We start from the raw sequence: 21,028 nt of genomic DNA on the forward strand, positions 1-21,028 counted from the left end.
CGAGCGCCGAGAATGTCAACGCCCCCACCGCGCGGCGGTACGTTGTCCTGGTGACACCGACCTTCGCCGATCTCGCCAAGGCGCAATACATCCTGCTGACCACGTTCACCAAGGACGGCAAGCCCAATCCGACGCCCATCTGGGCCGCCCTGGACAAACAACGTGGGGACCGGCTGCTGGTCATCACCCAGGAGAAGTCGTGGAAGGTCAAGCGAATCCGCAATACTCCGCGCGTCACGCTGGCCACCTGCACCATGAACGGCCGCCCGACCAGCGAGGCCGTCGAGGGCACGGCGGCCATTCTCGACAAGTCGGCGACGGCCTCCGTTTACGACGCCATCGGAGAGCGCTACGGGGTGCTGGGCAAGGTGTTCAACTTCTTCAGCAAGCTGCGCGGCGGCATGGACAACAACGTCGGCCTCGAACTGAAAGCGGCCTGACCGCCGAGGCGCCGTGGGCACCGTTCTCATCCCGATCCCGGACCGCGACTTCGACCCGACCGAGGTCGCCGTCAGCTGGTCGGTGTTGACGCGAAACGGCCACCGGGTGGTCTTCGCGACCGAAAGCGGCACGCCCGGGGCGGCCGACGACATCATGCTGACGGGCCGCGGACTGGACGCCTGGTCCCCGCTGCCGCTGCTCGGCGCCATCCCGCTGATCGGACTGACGCTACGCGCGAACAAGACCGGGCGTCGTGCGTATCGGGACATGGTGCGCTCCAACGAATTTCAGCATCCGGTCAGCTGGGAGCACGCCACCCTCGACGACGTGGACGGGCTGCTGTTGCCGGGTGGGCACCGCGCCCGGGGAATGCGCGGCTACATCGACAGCGACATCCTGCACCGGCTGGTCGTGGACGCCTTCGCGCACGAGCTGGTGGTGGCCGCCATTTGTCACGGGGTGCTCCTCGCCGCGCGCAGCACCGATCCCACGACCGGCCGGTCCATCCTCTACGGCCGCAAGACCACGGCGTTGACGTGGGCCATGGAGCGGTTGGCCTGGCGCCTCACCCGATTCACCCGGTTCTGGGATCGCGACTACTACCGGACCTATACCGAGGAACCCGGCCAACCCGGCGGGTACATGTCGGTGCAGTCGGAAGTCACCCGCGCGCTTGAAGATCCAGCGGATTTTTGCGACGTCGCCCGCGGATCGCCGCACTGGCGGCTGAAAACCTCAGGAATGGCGCGCGATACGCCGACCGACTCGAGGCCCGCCTTCGTCGTCGACGACGGCGGCTACGTGTCGGCGCGCTGGCCCGGCGACACCCACACTTTCGCAACGGTGTTGTCGCAGAAGCTGAACGCCGCGCACTAGCCCGCTACGTCGCGGAGCCCGTTCCCAGATGCTCGCCGAAGAACGCGAACACCCGCCGCCACGCATCCTCGGTGGCGTTCGCGTCGTAGCCGAAACCCGCTATGCGAAGCAGCGGCTGGGCCGGCAGCTCGTTGGCGAAGCTGTGCCCGACGCCCGGATAGGTCTTCACATCGGCGGTGATGTTTTTGGCCGCGATGGTCTTGTTCAGCTTCTCGGGCGCGCCACGGCCCAGCGGGTCGCGGGCGCCGAAGCTGGCCACCACCGGGCACGCGCCGTCGAGCGTTTTGTCGAGGTTGCGGGGCAGGGGGGCGCCATAAAACGGCGCGGAGGCGCCAAAGCCTTTGGGCGACATGACAAGAGCGAACTGACCGCCCATGCAGAAGCCCGCGATGCCGACCTGGCCGTTGCATTCCGGCATGGCCTTCAGGTGATCGCGCGCGGCCAGGATGTCGTCGAGGGCGCGGCCACGCTGCGTTTGCAGCTCCTTCATGACGCGGGTGATGCAGCGGATGCGGCCGCCGCGGGCATACATGTTCGGGGTTATCGCCAGATAGCCCGCCGCCGCGATGCGGTCATTGATCGACTGCTTGTCCCGGCCGTAACCGAATGCATCGTGGATCACCACCACACCCGGCCACGGACCCTGTCCGGGCGGGGTGCTCAGTAACGCATCGATCGGTCCGTCGGGGGTATCGATGTGAATCGTCGTCATAGCGTCATCTAACTGCAACCACGCCGGCGAGCACCACGGGAACTCAGGTGTGGTCCACGGGCGTTGGTCTGGCATGGTGTCGCGGCTGTTGCTGATCTACGCCGTCGTCGAACTCGCGGTGATCTTCGCGTTTGTGTTGACGATCGGATGGGGCTGGACCCTGCTGGCGCTGTTGGCCACCTTCCTGCTCGGCTGGGGGATCGTGGCCCCGCTGGCGGGTTCGCACCTGATCCGCCGAATCGGGCAGCTGCGCTCGGGCCTGGCCGCACGACGCGCCGCGGCCGGTGACGGCGCGCTGGTCAGCCTGGCGGTGCTGCTCGTTCTCGTGCCCGGCCTGGCGAGCACGGCGGTGGGCTTGTTGCTGCTCATCCCGCCGGTACGATCGGGCGTCGGCCCCGGGCTGACCGCAGTAGCGATGCGCAAGTTGCAGCGGCGGACGCGGGGACTCAGTTACGCGGGCGCGTTCGGCGGCGATCCGTACCCGGCCTCGTACGCCCGTGGGGCCTACCCGGACGCTGGCGGCCACGGCGACTACATCGACGGCGAGGTCATCGATGTCCGCGACGTCGAGGCGCCGGCGCGGCCGCAACGATTCGACGGCCGCTGACGCGGCGTTGTGACCGTCTGAGCATCGTTATCGCCATTCGGACCGGTGCACGTAGTTTTGGGCTGTGACCGCTAGATCCGCACCGGTAACCCTGCTGGTCAACGGTCGCGTGCACAGCCCGGCCCAGCCCGGCGCGACCGCGATGGCGGTTCGCGACGGCCTCGTGGCATGGCTGGGCGCCGACGCGGTCGCGCGCCGCATGTTTCCCGACGCCGATGTCGAAGACCTTCAGGGCGGTTTCGTGGCGCCGGGATTCGTGGACAGCCACATCCACCTCACCGCGACCGGGCTCACGCTCAGCGGGCTGGACCTGCGGTCGGCAGCCTCGTTCGCCCAGTGCCTGCAGATGGTCGCCGACTATGCCGCCGCGCACCCCGGCCAGTCGGTGTGGGGGCACGGCTGGGATGAAACGTCGTGGCCGGAGAACGCCCCGCCGGCCACCGGCGACCTGGACGCCGTTGTCGGTGACCGGCCCGCCTACCTGGCGCGCGTGGACGTGCATTCCGCGCTCGCGTCGACGGGCCTGCGGCGGCTGGTCGGCGACCTTCCGGCGGCGGCGGGTTTCAGCGCCGAGGGGCCGCTGGTCGGCGACGCGCACCACCTGGTGCGGGCCGCTGCGCGGGACCGGCTGACCGCCGACCAGCTCGCCGAAGCCCGTGCCGCGGCCCTGCGTGCCGCCGCCGCGGCGGGCATCGTCGCGGTGCACGAATGCGCCGGGCCCGAGATCGGCGGGATCGACGACTGGCTGCAATTGCGGGCCCTCGACCATGGCGTTGAGGTGATCGGTTATTGGGGTGAGCCGGTGAGCAGCCCCGCCCAGGCGCTCGAGCTGATGGCGGCGACCGGAGCCCGCGGGCTGGCCGGCGACCTGTTCGTCGACGGGGCATTGGGGTCGCGCACCGCCTGGCTGCGCGAGCCGTACGCGGATGCGTCGCATCGCACCGGAACCTGCTATCTCGATTGCGATGCCGTCGAGAAACACCTGCGGGCATGCACCCAGGCCGAAGTCACCGCGGGGTTCCACGTCATCGGGGACGCGGCGGTCGAGACGGTGGTGAGTGCGCTCGAGCGCGTCGTCGCCGACCTCGGGCCGGTCGCGGTCGCACGCTGCGGACACCGCCTCGAGCATGTCGAGATGGTCAGCGCCGATCAGGCCGCCAAGCTGGGCCAGTGGGGTGTCATCGCCAGCGTGCAGCCCAATTTCGATGCGCTGTGGGGCGGCGCCGACGGCATGTACGCGCGGCGGCTCGGCGCCCAGCGAGCCAGTCGGCTCAACCCTTTTGCGCTGTTAGCATCCCAAGGCGTGCCCCTCGCGCTAGGTTCCGACGCTCCGGTCACCGATTTCGACCCGTGGGTGAGCGTGCGCGCAGCTGTCAACCACCGCACCCCGGGCAGCGGGATCTCGGCGCGGGCGGCGTTCGCGGCCGCCACCCGCGGCGGCTGGCGGGCGGCCGGCGTCCGCGACGACAACGCGGGCACCCTGGTGCCGGGGGCGGCGGCCTCATACGCCATCTGGGATGCCGGAGACCTGGCGGTGCACGCCCCGCAAGACGCCGTCCAGCGCTGGTCGACCGACCCGCGTTCCCGCGTGCCCGCGCTGCCACGATTAGGCCCGGGCGACGCCCTACCGCGGTGCCGCCGAACGGTGCATCGGGGCGCTGTGATCCATGGCTAGGGATCGGTCGGGCGGCGACCAACCCGCGGACCGAACCGATGCGGTGGACACGAACCTGCCGCAGCCGCCGGATTCCGACCCGATCAGCGATGAGGCCGAGTCGGACCGCGACGATCAGCCCGTCGACGTCCACGCCGAGCCCGACCCGCACGACCGGGACGAGGACGCCGCACCGGCCGAGGAACGCGCGCCGGCGGCCGGTCGGCGGGGGACCGCGGCGCGGGGCGCGGTAACGGGGTTGCTCGCCGCGGTGACCGCGCGGCTGCCCGCCGCCCAGGCCGCGATGCTGCCCCGCCTGACCCGGCTGAGTTGCGCCGTGGTGGGCGGTCTGCTGTTCTGCGCCAGTTTCCCGTCCCTCAACTGGTGGTGGGGCGCCGTTGTGGCCGCCGCGCTGCTGGCGTGGGTGTTGACGCACCCCGCGACCAAGCCGGCGGGCGGCCTGGGTTACGGCTTCCTTTTCGGGCTGGCGTTCTACCTGCCACTACTGCCGTGGGTCGGGCTCCTGGTCGGCCCCATCCCGTGGATCGCGCTCGCCACCGTGTCGGCGCTGTTTCCCGCCCTGTTCGGCCTCTGCGCCGTCATCGTGCGCCGGCTGCCCGGCTGGCCCCTCTGGTTCGCGTTGCTGTGGGCGGCCCAGGAGTGGCTCAAGTCGATCGGTCCGTTCGGCGGCTTTCCCTGGGGATCGGCAGCATTCGGCCAGACGCAGGGCCCGTTCCTGCCCCTGGCCCAGCTCGGCGGTGTCGCGCTGCTGTCGATGGCGATCATGCTGGTGGGCTTCAGCGCGACGGCCATCGCGCTCGAGATCGTGAAGTGGTGGCACTCGGGTCATCCGGCGACCCGGGCGGCCGACGACGGACGCGCCGACGACCCCGATCAGGCGCCGCCCGCGGTGGTGCTGCCCGGCGTGTGCATCTGCCTGGTGCTGTTCGCGTCGCTCATCGTCTGGCCGCAGGTGCGCCACGCCGGCACCGGATCGGGTGGCGAGCCGTCGGTCACCGTGGCGGCCATCCAGGGCAATGTGCCGAGGCTGGGCTTCGAGTTCAACGAACAGCGGCGCGCGGTGCTGGACAACCACGTCCAGGAAACCCTGCGGCTGGCGGAGGACGTGCGTTCGGGCGCCGCCCCGCAACCGCAATTCGTGATCTGGCCGGAAGACTCGTCGGACATCGACCCGCTGGTCAACAATGACGCGGCGCTGGAGATCTCGCAGGCCGCGGCGGCCATCGGCGCTCCGATCCTGATCGGCAGCGTGCTCGACGTGCCGGGGCGCCCGCCGCAGGATCCGAACTACACCAACACCATGATCGTGTGGAATCCTGCCACCGGCCCGGCCGATCGCCACGACAAGGAGATCGTGCAGCCCTTCGGCGAATACCTGCCGATGCCGTGGTTGTTCAAGCACCTGTCCGGGTACGCCGACCGCGCCGGAAGCTTCGTGCCCCGACCGGGCTCCGACGTGGTGCATATCGCGGGGGTGCCCGTCGGCGTCGCCACCTGCTGGGAAGTGATCTTCGACCGGGTGCCGAGGAAAGCGGTGCTCGGCGGCGCCCAGCTGCTGGCCGTGCCGGCCAACAACGCGACGTTCAACAAGAGGATGAGCGAGCAGCAGCTTGCCTTCGCCAAGGTCCGGGCGGTCGAGCACGACCGGTACGTGGTGGTGGCCGGCACCACGGGGATCAGCGCGGTGGTGGCCCCCGACGGCGGCGAGCTGGCCCGCACCGAGTTCTTCCAGCCCGCCTATCTGGACATGCAGGTGCGCCTCAAGACCAGGCTGACCCCTGCGACGCGATGGGGGCCGCTGCTGCAATGGGTCATGGTCCTGGCGGCCGGAGCGGTGATCCTGGCCGGGATACGGCACAATGGATGGTTCCCGCGTTCGATACGTCTGCCGTCCACACGCCAATCGAAAGGGGCCGGTGCAACACCCGGCAAGCCCCGTCCGACGAGCACGACTAAAGACACTGCGCCCGACCCCCGGGACCGCACGCCGGCAGACGACGGCGACTGACCACATCCCGTCCGACCAGGACGGCCGACACTGCACTCGATCTCGGGCGACACAGAGGAGCTACATGACCACCGGCCAGCCGGCGCCCCAAACCCCCGGCAATCGTCCCAGCCAGCGCGTCTTGGTGATCATCCCTACCTACAACGAGCTGGAGAACCTCCCGGTCATCCACCGGCGGCTCAAGGACGCTTGCCCGCACGTGCACCTGCTCGTCGTGGACGACAGCAGCCCCGACGGCACCGGCCGGCTCGCCGACGAGCTGGCGGCGGCCGACGCCGGCCGCACGCACGTCATGCACCGCACCGCCAAGGACGGCCTGGGCGCGGCATACCTGGCCGGTTTCGCGTGGGGGCTGAGCCGTGACTACTCGGTGCTGGTCGAAATGGACGCCGACGGCAGCCACGCGCCCGAACAGCTGAACCGCCTCCTGGACGCCGTGGACGCCGGCGCCGATCTGGCCATCGGGTCGCGCTACGTCGAGGGCGGCGCGGTTCGCAACTGGCCGAAGCGGCGCTGGGCCCTGTCCTGGACGGCCAACACCTACGCCCGGGTGGCGCTGGGCATCGGTGTGCACGACATCACCGCCGGCTACCGCGCGTATCGCCGCGAAGTGCTCGAAGCGATCGACCTCGCCGGGGTGGACTCCAAGGGCTACTGCTTCCAGATCGATCTGACCTGGCGCACGATCTGCAACGGGTTCACCATCGCCGAGGTGCCCATCACCTTCACAGAGCGCGAACTCGGCGTGTCCAAGATGAGCGGATCCAACATCCGCGAGGCCCTGGTCAAGGTCACCCGCTGGGGTATCCAGGGCCGGCGGTCGGGTGCCAGGGCCACCAGGGCCGACAACCGCACCTAGGTGCGGCCGCCCCGGCTCGGTCCGCGGGTCAGCCCCGCCGGCGGGTCTTGATGATCTCGAGGCGCTCCTTGAGCAGCTCCTCGAGCTCCTCGACCGAGCGGCGCTCCAGCAACATGTCCCAGTGCGTGCGCGGCGGCTTCACCTTCTTCGGCTCGGGCAGGTCGCCCTCGATCAGGGTGCCTTCCAGGCCGTTGCGGCACAGCCAGGTGCCAGGAATCTCGGCGTCGTCGGCGAAGGGGACCTCGAACTCCTCGCCGTTCTCCGTCCGGTACTTCGCGAGCTGGCGCGGCGCAAGGTCGTGGTTGCGGTCCGTCTCGTAGCTCACGGCTCCGAGGCGACTGCCTCTCAGTACACGATCAGCCATGGCTGCTACTCCTTCAGGTCTTCTCGGAGCTCCGCGGCTCCTAAGTCTTCGTTGAGAATAAGTCTTCACTGAGCAAACGCTGCGGCCGTCTGCGCAGTTCCCCGGCCGGAGCCGGCGTACGCGACGCGACCATCAATGATACCGGGATCACCGAGAAAACCCGACTAAAGTCGGCAAGCGTGAGCCGCCGTACCCACCCGCAGCCCTGTCGCTGGTGCGGCCGAGACGTCACCGATGCGGGGATGGGGCGCCGCCGCCAGTACTGCCGGCAGTCGTGCCGGCAACGCGCTTACGAACAGCGGGCCTCGCTGAACCGCCACGGCGCGACAGCGGTGGCCGACGACGCGGTGGTGCTGTCGGCCGAGGATGCCGCAGACCTGTCGGATCGCGTCTACCAGGTGCGGTGCGCGGCCGAGGACGTCGCCACGGCGGTCGAGGAAGGCGCCGGGGCCACCGAGCTACGCCAGTTATGTGATGCGCTGATCCAAGCCGCCCGGGCCGCCGACGGATGGCGCCGAGCGGGTGTGTGACCGCGTCGTTCGCTTCTGGCCGGCGGCCTCGAGGCTGCGCGACATGTGCCTGACCACCGGCTATGGTCAGCCGGGTACAGTCGCGCCATGGACGTCGGGCCATGTCTACAGCGCACCGCGGTCCAGCGGACACACCGGGCACCCGGAGTGACACTTTCTTTGCGCGGCGCGGCGCACCTGTCCAGGCCGGTCCTCCCGTAGTAGCCGGGAGCAGCGGACGTTTTGAAATTCGGTCGGAGTTGGACATACTCACCAGCAATATTCTTGGGTCGGAGAGCAGCACGGCGCTGGTCGAACGGGAAACGGCGTCGCCTCGTGCAGCAAATTTCCGTCACTCGGCGAAAACCGCATCCGGCGGTGAAAGACGGCCGCATGTCGTTAGGTGAGGGTTAGGCGAGGTTTGTGATGGTTGATCAACTCCAGCACGCGACCGAAGCGCTCCGTAAAGCGCTGGTCCAGGTTGAGCGCCTGAAGCGCACCAACCGTGCGCTGCTGGAGCGGTCCAACGAGCCGATCGCGATCGTCGGTATGTCGTGCCGCTTCCCGGGTGGCGTGGACAGCCCGGAGGCGCTGTGGCAGATGGTGGCCGACGGCCGCGATGTGATCTCGGAGTTTCCCACCGACCGTGGCTGGGACGTCGCCAGCCTGTACGACCCCGACCCCGACGCGCGGCACAAGTGCTACGTGAACACCGGGGGCTTCGTCGACGGGGTGGCGGACTTCGACCCGGCCTTCTTCGGCATCGCGCCGAGCGAGGCGCTGGCGATGGATCCGCAGCATCGAATGCTGCTCGAGCTGTCGTGGGAAGCGTTGGAGCGGGCCGGGATTGACCCCAGCGGGTTGCGCGGCAGCGCCACCGGAGTGTTCGCCGGGCTCATCGTTCAGGGTTACGGCATGCTCGCCGAGGAGATCGAGGGCTACCGGCTGACGGGGATGACCTCCAGCGTCGCCTCGGGGCGGGTGTCCTACGTGCTGGGGCTGGAGGGCCCGGCGGTTTCGGTGGACACGGCCTGTTCGTCGTCGCTGGTGGCCTTGCACATGGCCGTGCAGTCGCTGCGGTCGGGGGAGTGCGACCTCGCCCTGGCCGGCGGCGCGACGGTGAACGCCACGCCGACGGTCTTCGTCGAGTTCAGCCGGCACCGCGGATTGGCGCCGGACGGACGATGCAAGGCCTACGCGGGCGCGGCCGACGGCGTCGGCTGGTCCGAGGGCGGCGCCATGCTGGTGGTGGAGCGCTTGTCGGACGCGCAGCGGCTAGGGCATCCGGTGTTGGCCGTGGTGCGCGGCTCGGCGGTCAATCAGGACGGCGCCTCCAACGGGCTGACCGCGCCCAACGGTCCCTCGCAACAGCGGGTGGTGCGTGCGGCGCTGGCCAACGCCGGGCTGTCCCCTGCCGACGTGGACGTCGTCGAGGGCCACGGCACCGGAACCACATTGGGCGACCCCATCGAGGCGCAGGCCCTGCTGGCCACCTACGGGCAGGATCGCAGCGAACCGCTGTGGCTGGGGTCGATCAAGTCGAACATGGGTCACACGCAGGCCGCCGCCGGGGCGGCCGGCGTCATCAAGATGGTGCAGGCGATGCGCCACGAGACGTTGCCGGCGACGCTGCACGTGGACGCTCCGAGTCCGCACGTCGACTGGTCGGCGGGCTCGGTGTCGTTGCTGACCGACGCGCAGGCCTGGCCCGGCGACCGTCCGCGTCGGGCGGGAGTGTCGTCCTTCGGCATCAGCGGCACCAACGCGCACGTCATCGTCGAAGCCGCTCCCGCCGAGCCTGCGCGTGCGGCCGGACCGGTGCGGGCGGTGGTTCCGTGGGCGGTGTCGGCGAAATCGCCGTCGGCGTTGGCGGCGCAGGCGGCGCGGTTGGCCGAATACGTTCGCGCGCACAGTGATCTCGACATCGCCGATGTCGGGTGGTCGTTGGCGGGCCGCGCGACGTTTGAGCACCGGGCGGTCGTCGTCGGCGATGACCGCGACCGGCTGCTGGCCGGGTTGGACGAGTTGGCCAACGACGATCCCACCGGATCGGTCATCCGGGGCATCGCGACGCCAACGGGCAAAACCGTGTTCGTCTTCCCGGGCCAGGGCTCCCAATGGCTGGGCATGGCCATCGAATTGCTGGACACCGCGCCGGTATTCGCGCAACAGATCCGCGACTGCGAAGACGCCTTCGCCGAGTTCGTCGAGTGGTCGCTGATCGATGTGTTGCGCGGCGCACCCGATGCGCCGGGACTGGACCGGGTCGATGTCGTGCAGCCGGTGCTCTTCGCCGTGATGGTGTCACTGGCCGAACTGTGGAAGTCGGTCGGGGTGAACCCGGATGCGGTGATCGGCCATTCGCAGGGTGAAATCGCCGCCGCTTACGTCGCCGGCGCGCTGTCGTTACACGACGCGGCCCGGGTGGTCACACTGCGCAGCAAGCTGCTGACGGCGCTGGCCGGCCCCGGCGGGATGCTGTCCATCGCGTGCAGCACCGAACGGGCCCGGGAGTTGTTGGCGCCCTACGGCAATCGAGCCGGCATCGCCGCGGTCAACGGCCGCTCGGCCGTCGTGGTGTCGGGCGAGGTGGCCGCGCTCGACGAGCTCGTCGGCTTCTGCGCCGACCTCGAGCTGCGGACCCGGCGGATCGACGTGGACTACGCCTCGCACTCGGTCGAGGTCGAGGCGATCCGCGCGGATCTCGCGGAGGTGCTCTCCGGCATCGAGCCGCGCTCCTCGCGCATTGCGTTCTTCTCCACGGTGACCGGAACCCGTTTGGACACAGCCGGATTGGACGCCGACTACTGGTATCGCAACATCCGGCAGACCGTGCAGTTCGACCAGGCGGTGCGCAGCGCCTGCGAGCACGGGTACCGGACCTTCATCGAATCCAGTCCGCACCCGGCGCTGGTCGCCGGCATCGAGGACACCGCCAACGACAGTTTGCCGGGCGACACCGAGGCCGCTGACGTCACAGTCATCCCCACCCTGGGCCGCGACGACGGCGGACTCGACAGATTCCTGACGTCGGCCGCGACCGCGTTCGTCGCCGGGGTGAGCGTGCGCTGGCGCGGTGCGCTGGACGGCGCCGGCTTCGTCGAGTTGCCGACGTATGCCTTTGACCGGCGCCGGTTTTGGCTGTCCGGGGAGGGCATCGCGGCGGACGCCTCGGGACTGGGCCTGGGCACCAGCGAGCACCCGCTGCTGAGCGCGGTCGTCGAGCTCCCGGCTTCGGGCGGGGTGGTGCTGACCGGCCGCCTGTCGCCGAGCCTGCAGGGCTGGCTGACCGATCACGCCGTGTCCGGCACGGCCGTGTTCCCCGGATCCGGCTTCGTGGAGCTGGCGATCCGCGCCGGCGACGAGGTCGGTTGCTCGACGGTCGACGAACTGACGCTGCAGGCGCCGTTGATGTTGCCGGCCAAGGATTCCGGGTCGGCGTGGGTCGCCGTGCAAGTGGTGGTCGGCTCCGCCGAAGACTCCGGCCAACGCCCGGTGTCGATATTCTCGCGCCCCGACACCGGTGCCGGCTGGGTGTGCCACGCCGAAGGAACGTTGAGTCCCGGCCCGGTCGAGCCGGGAGCGGATCTGTCCGCCTGGCCGCCGGCGGGAGCCGTCAAGGTCGACGCGGCCGACGGCTACGAGCAGTTGGCGGCACGAGGCTACGGCTACGGCCCGGCGTTCCAGGGCCTGACCGCGGCGTGGGTGCGCGACGACGAGGTGTTCGCCGAGGTGCGGCTGCCCGACGCCGCCGGCGGCGTCAACGGTTTCGGGGTGCACCCGGCCTTGCTGGATGCGGCAATGCACGCACTGATCGTCAGCCAGCACGTCGCCGGCCAGCCCGACGAGGTCGTGTTGCCGTTCTCGTGGCAGGGCGTGTCGTTGCACGCGGCTGGCGCGTCGGCGGTACGTGTGCGCATCGCGCCGGCATCGGCGTCGGCGGGCGCCGCGGCGTCCAGGGCGGTGTCGATCGAGCTGGCCGACGGACTCGGGTTGCCGGTGCTATCGGTGCGCGCGATGGTGGCGCGCCCGGTGAGCGAGCGGCAGCTGCGCGCGGCGATGTCGGCTTCGGGTCCCGACCGGCTGTTCGAGGTGGTCTGGTCACCCGCCACGGCGACGGCCAGTGATGCCGAGCCGCCGGTACACGAGGTCTTCGAATCCATTGCGGCCGGCGAAGATCCGGTGTCTGGAACCTACGAGCGGACGCATCGTGCGCTGGCGGCCGTGCAGTCGTGGCTCACCGAACACGACTCCGGGGTGCTGATCGTCGCGACCCGCGGCGCGATGGGGTTGGCGGGGGAGGACGTCCCCGATCTGGCCGGCGCGGCGGTATGGGGGCTGGTGCGGTCGGCGCAGACCGAGCACCCCGGCCGCATAGTCCTGGTGGATTCCGATGCGGCGCTTGACGATAGCGCGATCGCGACCGTTCTGGCGGTCGGCGAGCCCGCGGTGTTGCTGCGCGGCGGCACGGCCTACATCGCGCGGGTGCACGGCAGCCGCGCCGTCGACGGCATCATGACGCCTCCGGCGGACGGTCCATGGCGGCTCGGCATCAGCAGTGCGGGCACCTTCGAAAACCTGCAACTGGAGCCGGTTCCCAACGCCGGTGCCGCCCTGGAACCGGGGCAGGTTCGGGTGGCGCTGTGCGCCATCGCCACCAACTTCCGCGACGTCATGATCACCCTGGGCATGTTCACCCACGACGCCCTGCTCGGTGGTGAAGGCGCGGGCGTGGTGGTCGAAGTCGGGCCGGGGGTCACCGAGTTCGCGGTCGGCGATTCGGTGTACGGCTTCTTCCCCGACGGCAGCGGCACGCTGGTGCCCGGCGACGTCCGCCTGCTGCAGCGCAAGCCCGCCGACTGGTCTTATGCCGAAGCGGCCGGCATTTCAGCGGTTTTCACCACCGCCTACATGGCATTCATCCACCTGGCCGACGTCAAGCCCGGGCAGCGGGTGCTGGTGCACGCAGCCGCGGGTGGTGTGGGCATGGCCGCGGTGCAGCTGGGCAGGCACCTGGGCCTGGAGGTGTTCGCGACCGCGAGCCGTGGCAAGTGGGACACGTTGCGGGCCATGGGGTTCGACGATGATCACATCTCGGATTCGCGCAGCCTGGAGTTCGAGGAGAAGTTCCGCTCGGCCACCGGCGGCCGGGGCATGGATGTGGTGCTGGACTCGCTGGCCGGCGAATTCGTCGACGCCTCACTCCGGCTCGTCGCCCCCGGCGGCGTGTTCCTGGAGATGGGTAAGACCGACATCCGCGACCCGGGCGTGGTGGCCCAGGAGTACCCGGGTGTCCGCTACCGCGCCTTCGACCTGTTCGAGCCGGGCCGTCCGCGGATGCATCAGTGGATGCAGGAGCTCGCCGGGCTGTTCGACGCCGGCGTACTGGAACCGTTGCCCGTCACCACCTTTGACGTGCGACGCGCGCGCACCGCGCTGCGGTATCTGAGCCAGGCGAAGCACACCGGCAAGGTCGTCATGACTTTGCCTTCTGCCCTGGCCTCGGGCACGGTGCTGATCACCGGTGGGACGGGCATGGCGGGGTCCACGCTGGCCCGTCACCTGGTGGCGCACCACGGTGTCGAGGACTTGGTGTTGCTGAGCCGGCGCGGTCCGGACGCACCCGGGTCCGCCGAGTTGATCGCCGAGTTGCAAACCGCGGGTGCCCGGGCGCGCGTGGTGGCGTGCGACGCGGCCGACCGGGCGGCACTGGCGCAGGTGATCGACGACATTGCGGCGCAGCGGCCGATGTCGGGCGTGATCCACGCGACGGGCGTGCTGGACGACGCGATGGTCACCTCGCTGACGCCCGAGCGTGTCGACGCCGTGTTGCGGGCCAAGGTGGACGCCGCGTGGAACCTGCACGAGTTGACCCGCGAGATGAATCTGTCCGCCTTCGTGATGTTTTCGTCGATGGCCGGGCTGGTCGGCTCGTCGGGCCAGGGCAACTACGGGGCGGCGAACTCGTTCCTGGACGGGCTGGCCGCGCACCGACGATCGCACGGTTTGCCGGCGATCTCCCTGGCCTGGGGGCTGTGGGACCAGGCCAGCGCCATGACCGGCGGGCTGGACGCCGCCGACCTGGCCCGGCTGGGCCGCGACGGGATCTTGGCGCTGTCCTCCGGCGAGGCGATGGAACTCTTCGACACCGCGCTGATCGTCGACCAACCATTCCTGGCGCCCGCCCGCATCGATCTTGGCGCCCTGCGCGCGCACGCGGTCGCGGTGCCACCGATGTTCACCGACCTGGTCAACGCCCCGACACGCCGCCGGGTCGATGATTCGCTGGCGGCGGCGAAATCGAAATCGGCGCTCGCGCATCGCCTGGACGGGCTGTCGGAACCCGAGCAGCACGCCGTGCTCCTGGATCTGGTGCGTTCGCACATCGCCACGGTGTTGGGGAACGCGACCGCCGAGGCCATCGACCCGGACAAGGCGTTCCAGGAGTTGGGCTTCGACTCGCTGACCGCGGTCGAGATGCGCAACCGGCTCAAAACCGCTACCGGACTGGCGCTTTCGCCCACCCTGATCTTCGACTACCCGACGCCCAACGGCCTGGCCGGCTACATTCGCACCCAGCTCGCCGGAGTGCCGCAAGAGATCAAGCACGCTCCGGTCGCTCGCGCCATCGACGACGATCCGATCGTGATCGTCGGCATGGCGTGCCGCTATCCGGGCGGGGTGAATTCCCCCGACGACCTGTGGGAGATGCTGACCGAGGGCCGCGACGTGCTCTCCGAGTTCCCGACCGATCGCGGCTGGGACCTGGCCGGTGTCTACAACCCGGACCCCGATGTGCCTGGCACCTGCTACACCCGCACCGGCGGCTTCGTGGACGGTGTGGCAGATTTCGACCCGGCCTTCTTCGGCATCGCGCCCAGCGAGGCGCTGTCCATGGACCCCCAGCAGCGCATGTTCCTCGAGCTGTCCTGGGAAGCGTTGGAGCGGGCGGGAATTGAGCCCGGTAAGTTGCGCGGCAGCGCCACCGGCATGTTCGCCGGGGTGTACACGCAGGGCTACGGCATGGGCGCGGCTCCGACCGCGGAGGGCTTCCGGCTGACCGGACAGTCGTCGAGTGTGGCCTCGGGCCGGGTGTCCTATGTGCTGGGGCTGGAGGGCCCGGCGGTGTCGGTGGACACGGCGTGTTCGTCGTCGTTGGTGGCGTTGCACATGGCCGTGCAGTCGCTGCGGTCGGGGGAGTGCGACCTGGCCCTGGCCGGCGGCGTCACCGTCAACGCCACGCCCGACATCTTCGTGGAGTTCAGCCGCATGCGCGGGCTGTCCGAGGACGGCCGGTGCAAGGCGTACGCCGGCGCGGCCGATGGCACCGGATTCTCCGAGGGCGGCGGCATGCTGGTGGTGGAGCGCCTGTCGGACGCGCAGCGGCTGGGGCATCCGGTGTTGGCCGTGGTGCGCGGCTCGGCGGTCAATCAGGACGGCGCCTCCAACGGGCTGACCGCGCCCAACGGTCCCTCCCAGCAGCGGGTGGTGCGGGCCGCGTTGGCCAGCGCCGGATTGACGGCGTCGGAGGTGGACGTCGTCGAGGGCCACGGCACCGGAACCACATTGGGCGACCCCATCGAGGCGCAGGCCCTGCTGGCCACCTACGGGCAGGATCGCAGCGAGCCGCTGTGGTTGGGGTCGATCAAGTCGAACATGGGTCACACGCAGGCCGCCGCCGGGGTGGCCGGCGTGATCAAGATGGTCCTGGCGATGCGCCACGAGATGTTGCCCGCGACACTGCATGTCGACGAGCCCAGTCCGCACGTCGACTGGTCGGCGGGCTCGGTGTCGTTGCTCACCGAGGCGCGGGCCTGGCCGGGCGACCGTCCGCGTCGGGCGGGCGTGTCGTCGTTCGGCATCAGCGGCACCAACGCACACGTCATCGTCGAGGCGCTGCCGGCCGCGTCGCCGCGCGTCGTGGACGGCCCGAAGGCGCCCGTGGTGCCGTGGCCGGTCTCGGCGAAATCGCTGTCGGCGTTGCACTCTCAGGCCGCGCGGCTGGCGGCCCACCTGCGCGCCCACCCGGATCTGGACATCGCCGACGTGGGATGGTCGCTGGCGGGCAGGTCGGCCTTCGAGCAGCGGGCCGTCATCGTCGGCGGTGACCGCGACCGGCTGTTGGCCGGGCTGGACGAGCTTGCCGGTGACGACCTGGGCGGCTCGGTCATTCGCGGCGCGGTGACCGCCGGCAAGACGGTCTTCGTGTTCCCGGGCCAGGGCTCCCAAGTATTGGGCATGGGAATGGGATTGCACGCCGGCTACCCGGTGTTCGCCGAGGCGTTCAACACCGTCGTCGCCGAACTGGACCGGCACCTGCTTCGTCCGCTGCGCGAGGTGATGTGGGGGCACGACGAAAACCTGTTGAACAGCACCGAATTCGCCCAACCGGCGCTGTTCGCGGTGGAAGTCGCGCTGTTCCGGCTGCTCGAATCCTGGGGCGTGCGGCCCGACTTCGTCATGGGCCACTCGATCGGGGAGTTGGCGGCCGCCCACGTCGCCGGTGTGCTGTCCCTGGAGAACGCCGCGGTGCTGGTGGCGGCCCGCGGTCGATTCATGCAGGCGCTGCCCGAGGGCGGCGCGATGGTCGCGGTCCAGGCCACCGAAGAACAGGTGCGGCCGCTGCTGGCGACCTCCGAGCAGGCCGGCGTGGACATCGCCGCGGTCAATGCGCCGACGTCGGTGGTGATTTCGGGTGCACGAGAAGCAGTGGCCGCGGTGGCCGATCAGCTCCGCGCCGACGGCCACCGCGTGCATCAGCTTTCCGTGTCGCACGCCTTCCACTCCCCGTTGATGGATCCGATGATCGGCGAATTCGGCACCGTCGCCGCCGGACTGGCCGTCGGCAAGCCCAGCATTCCGATCGTGTCCAACGTGACCGGACAGCTGGCCGGAGCTGACTTCGCCTCGGCGGCGTACTGGAAGCGACACGTACGAGAGGCGGTGCGATTCGCCGACAGCGTGCGTTTCGTGCACTCGGCCGGCGGCAACCGCTTCCTCGAAGTCGGCCCGGGCAGCGGCCTGACCGCATCGATCGAAGAAACACTGGCTTCCGATCCGACGGCGGCCCCGGTGACCACCATGTCCGCGCTGCGCAAGGACCGCCCCGAGCCGCTCGCCTTGCTCAGCGCCGTCGCGCAGGGATACGTCGCCGGGATGGAAGTGGACTGGCGCGGTGCCCTCGGCGACGCCGGCCTGGTCGAGTTGCCGACGTATGCCTTTGACCGGCGGCGCTTTTGGCTTGCCGCCGACGGCGCCCCGGCCGACGCCGCGGGCCTGGGCCTTGCCGCCAGCGAGCATGCCCTGTTGGGCGCGGTGGTGGAACTGCCGGCCACCGGCGGAGTGGTGCTGACCGGCCGGCTGTCGCCTGGAACGCAGGGTTGGTTGGCCGATCACGCCGTCGGCGGTGTCGTGTTGTTCCCCGGCGCGGGATTCGTCGAGTTGGCGATTCGCGCGGGCGACGAGGTGGGCTGCGGAGTCGTCGACGAGCTGAATCTGGCGGCGCCGCTGGTGTTGCCGGCCGGTGGTTCGGTCGCCGTCCAGGTCGTGGTCGGCGGTCCCGACGATGCGGGTGCCCGTGCGGTGTCGGTGTTTTCGCGGGCCGAAGCGGGCTCCGGCTGGTCGCTGCATGCCGAAGGTGTGCTGCGGGCGGGATCGGTGCAGCCGAGCGCGGATCTGTCGGCGTGGCCGCCGGTGGGTGCGGTCCCGGTGGACGTGGGCGACGGTTACGAGCATTTGGCGCAGCGCGGTTACGGCTACGGCCCCGCGTTCCGCGGCCTGACGTCGATGTGGCGCCGCGGCGACGAAGTTTTCGCCGAAGTGTCGCTGCCCACCGACGCCGGGGTATCGCCGGCCGGGTTCGGCGTCCACCCGGCGATGCTCGACGCGGCACTGCACGCGGTCATGCTGTCCTCCGACCGCGAGGAACTGCCCGAAGGCTCGATGCTGGTGCCGTTCTCCTGGCAGCAGGTGTCGTTGCACGCCGCGGGGGCGGTCGCGGTGCGTGCGCGGATCGCGCCGGTCGGCTCGTCCGCGGTGTCCATCGAATTGGCCGACGGGCTGGGGTTGCCGGTGCTCTCGGTGGCATCGATGGTGGCGCGCCCGGTGACCGACAAGCAGCTGCTGGCCGCGGTGTCGAATTCGGGACCGGACCGGCTCTTCGAGGTCATCTGGTCGGCGCAGCCGCCGGCGGCGGTGCAGCCCGTCTCGCTATCCGCCTGGGGCGCACCGGAATTGAACGACGCCGAGGCCGACCGGTCGGCGGCGCTGTTCGAATCGCAGCCGGTGGCCGGCGACGTGATCACCGAGGTGTATGCGGCGACGCGGGCGGTGCTGCCCGTGCTGCAGTCCTGGTTGTCCCGCGACGGCGCCGGAACCCTGGTGGTGGCGACCCGGGGCGCGATGACGCTGCCGGGCGAGGACGTCACCGATTTGGCCGGTGCGGCGGTCTGGGGGTTGGTGCGGTCGGCGCAGACCGAGCATCCCGGACGAATCGTGCTCGTCGACGCGGATGAGCCCCTGGGATCCGAGGCGGTGGCTGCGGTCCTGGCGCTCAGCGAGCCGCAGGCGATAGTGCGCAAGGGAACGGTCTACACCGCGCGAGTCCTCGGTAGCCGCGCCGTCGGTTCTCTGTTGCTGCCACCCGACGAGGGACCATGGCGACTCGGCATGAGCAGCTACGGGACGATCGAGAATCTGCGCATAGAGCGGATTCCCGACGCCGACGCGCCGTTGGGTCCCGGCCAGGTGCGGGTCGAGCTGTCGGCCATCGCGGCCAATTTCCGGGACGTCATGATCGCGTTGGGCCTCTATCCCGACCCCGAGGCGATCATGGGCATCGAGGCCGCAGGCGTGGTCGTCGAAATTGGCCCCGAAACCGCCTCGCGCGATGGGCGTTTCGAGGTCGGCGACCGAGTGATGGGGCTGTTCCCGGACGGCACCGGAACCGTCGCCAAGACCGACGAGCGCCTGCTCGTCAAGGTGCCGGCCGGCTGGTCACATACCGCAGCCGCGACGGCGTCGGTCGTGTTCGCGACGGCAAACTACGCGCTGGTGGACCTGGCCGGCGCCAAGCCCGGTCAGCGCGTGCTGGTGCACGCGGCGGCCGGTGGGGTCGGGATGGCCGCGGTCCAGTTGGCCCGCCACATCGGCCTGGAAGTGTTCGCGACCGCCAGCCGCGGCAAGTGGGACACCCTGCGGGACATGGGCTTTGACGACGATCACATCGCCGACTCGCGCAGCCTGGAATTCGAGGAGAAGTTCCGGGCGGTCACCGGCGGGCGCGGCGTGGACATCGTCGTGGACTCGCTGTCCGGCGATTTCGTCGACGCTTCATTGCGCCTGATGACACCCGGGGGAGTCTTCCTGGAGATGGGCAAGACCGACATCCGCGACCCCGAGGTGGTCGCACGGGACCACTCGGGTGTGCGCTACCGCGCCTTCGATCTCTTCGAAGCCGGTCCGGACCGCATCGCGCAGATGCTCGACGAGCTGGCCGGCATGTTCGGCGAAGACGTGTTGCGGCCGTTGCCGGTCACCAGATTCGACGTGCGACGCGCACCCGCCGCGCTGCGCTACCTGAGCCAGGCGCGCCACGTCGGCAAGGTCGTGATGACCATGCCCGGCGCGTGGACGGCCGGCACGGTGCTGATCACCGGCGCCACCGGCATGGCGGGCTCGGCGGTCGCCCGACACGTCGTATCCCGCCACGGCGCACGCAACCTGGTGCTGGTCAGCCGCCGCGGCCTGGACGCACCGGGTGCGGCCGAGCTGGTCGCCGAGCTGAGCGCGGCCGGCGCAAACGTGGAGGCGGTAGCCTGCGATGCCGCCGATCGCGAGGCCCTGGCCAAGGTGATCGCCGAAATCCCGATGCAGCGCCCGCTGACCGGGGTGATTCACGCCGCCGGGGTCCTGCACGACGCGGTGGTGACGTCCTTGACCCCCGACCGGATCGAATCCGTGTTGCGGTCCAAGGTCGACGCGGCGTGGAACCTGCACGAATTGACCCGCGATCTGGACGTGTCGGCGTTCGTGATGTTCTCGTCGATCGCCGGGCTCGCGGGTGCGTCGGGTCAAGCCAACTACGCGGCCGGCAACTCGTTCCTGGATGGGTTGGCCGCGCACCGACGGGCGCATGGGCTGCCGGCGATTTCGCTGGGCTGGGGCCTGTGGGATCAGGCCAGCGCCATGACCGGTGGATTGGGCGCCGCCGACCGTGCCCGGTTCGGCCGGGACGGGATCGTCGCAATGTCCTCGGACCAGGCGCTGGAACTGATGGACACCGCGCTGATCGTCGACGAGCCGTTCATGCTGCCCGCCCACATCGACCTCGCCGCGTTGCGGGTGAAGTTCGACGCGGGCACGTTGCCGCCGATGTTCGTCGATCTGATCAATGCGCCGACGCGGCGTCAGGTCGATGACTCACTGGCCGCTGCTAAGTCGAAATCCGCTCTGCTGCAACGCCTCGAAGGGCTGCCCGAGGACGAGCAGCAGGCGGTCTTGCTGGACTTGGTGCGAGCGAACATCGCCACCGTGCTGGGCAGCTCCAGCCCGGAGGCGATCCATCCGGATCGGGCGTTCCAGGAGCTCGGGTTCGACTCGCTGACGGCCGTCGAGATGCGCAACCGGCTCAAAGCCGCGACTGGGCTGGCCCTTTCGCCGACGCTGATCTTCGACTACCCGAACTCCGCCGCGCTGGCCGGCTACATGTATCGCGAATTGGTCGGATCGTCGGACCAGCCCGCGGCGGCAGCCGCACCGGGCGAAGCCGAGATACAACGCGTCGTCGGATCCATCCCCGTCAAGCGCCTTCGCCAGGCCGGCGTGCTGGAGCTGCTGCTGGCCTTGGCCAACGAATCGTCCAGCGAGAACGCGCCGTCCGCGGTATCCACGGAGAAGGACATCGCCGACATGGACCTCGACGACCTGGTCAACGCCGCGCTGCTGGACGACGATGAATAGCCATGAGCCGCGCCGTC

The 21,028-nt window shown here is 70.1% G+C and carries 9 protein-coding genes and 1 pseudogene; 8 read left to right on the forward strand and 2 right to left on the reverse strand.

What is annotated here, in order from left to right:
* Positions 1-50: 50 nt before the first annotated feature.
* A complete protein-coding gene (locus tag AC5Y4T_RS05340; RefSeq protein WP_499952372.1) occupies positions 51-440 on the forward strand; it encodes a PPOX class F420-dependent oxidoreductase in 390 nt (129 codons plus the stop codon).
* 13 nt (positions 441-453) lie between these two features.
* Positions 454-1,317 (forward strand): type 1 glutamine amidotransferase domain-containing protein, encoded by an 864-nt coding sequence (locus AC5Y4T_RS05345; protein ID WP_499952373.1) that lies wholly within the window; start codon positions 454-456, stop codon positions 1,315-1,317.
* Positions 1,318-1,321: 4 nt separating this feature from the next.
* On the opposite strand, the gene AC5Y4T_RS05350 is transcribed toward AC5Y4T_RS05345, so the two are convergent.
* Positions 1,322-2,029, reverse strand: coding sequence for a dienelactone hydrolase family protein (locus AC5Y4T_RS05350; RefSeq protein WP_499949886.1), 708 nt, complete (start codon positions 2,027-2,029; stop codon positions 1,322-1,324).
* 73 nt (positions 2,030-2,102) lie between these two features.
* On the opposite strand from AC5Y4T_RS05350, the gene AC5Y4T_RS05355 reads away from it, so the two are divergent.
* From AC5Y4T_RS05355 to AC5Y4T_RS05370, 4 genes and pseudogenes are all read left to right on the forward strand, one after another.
* Positions 2,103-2,636: an FxsA family protein gene (locus AC5Y4T_RS05355; protein ID WP_499952374.1), complete on the forward strand. Its 534-nt coding sequence runs from the start codon at positions 2,103-2,105 to the stop codon at positions 2,634-2,636.
* Between the two features lie 142 nt (positions 2,637-2,778).
* A complete protein-coding gene (locus tag AC5Y4T_RS05360) occupies positions 2,779-4,311 on the forward strand; it encodes an amidohydrolase (protein ID WP_499952483.1) in 1,533 nt (510 codons plus the stop codon).
* Between the two features lie 283 nt (positions 4,312-4,594).
* Positions 4,595-6,319: an apolipoprotein N-acyltransferase gene (gene lnt / locus AC5Y4T_RS05365; protein WP_499952484.1), complete on the forward strand. Its 1,725-nt coding sequence runs from the start codon at positions 4,595-4,597 to the stop codon at positions 6,317-6,319.
* Between the two features lie 13 nt (positions 6,320-6,332).
* A pseudogene (locus AC5Y4T_RS05370) lies at positions 6,333-7,178 on the forward strand (polyprenol monophosphomannose synthase); the annotation flags it as partial.
* Between the two features lie 28 nt (positions 7,179-7,206).
* Here the strand turns inward: AC5Y4T_RS05370 and AC5Y4T_RS05375 are convergent.
* Positions 7,207-7,542 carry an RNA polymerase-binding protein RbpA gene (locus tag AC5Y4T_RS05375; protein ID WP_007770897.1) on the reverse strand — a complete coding sequence of 112 codons (336 nt, stop codon included), beginning with the start codon at positions 7,540-7,542 and terminating at the stop codon, positions 7,207-7,209.
* A gap of 179 nt (positions 7,543-7,721) precedes the next feature.
* On the opposite strand from AC5Y4T_RS05375, the gene AC5Y4T_RS05380 reads away from it, so the two are divergent.
* Together AC5Y4T_RS05380 and AC5Y4T_RS05385 are read left to right on the forward strand one after the other, a co-directional pair.
* The gene (locus AC5Y4T_RS05380) at positions 7,722-8,072 is read left to right on the forward strand and encodes a hypothetical protein (RefSeq protein ID WP_499916152.1); all 351 of its coding nucleotides are present in this window, start codon (positions 7,722-7,724) and stop codon (positions 8,070-8,072) included.
* Between the two features lie 405 nt (positions 8,073-8,477).
* The gene (locus AC5Y4T_RS05385) at positions 8,478-21,011 is read left to right on the forward strand and encodes a type I polyketide synthase (protein WP_499952375.1); all 12,534 of its coding nucleotides are present in this window, start codon (positions 8,478-8,480) and stop codon (positions 21,009-21,011) included.
* Positions 21,012-21,028 lie beyond the last annotated feature (17 nt).

This window comes from Mycobacterium sp. NGS11, assembly GCF_059813315.1.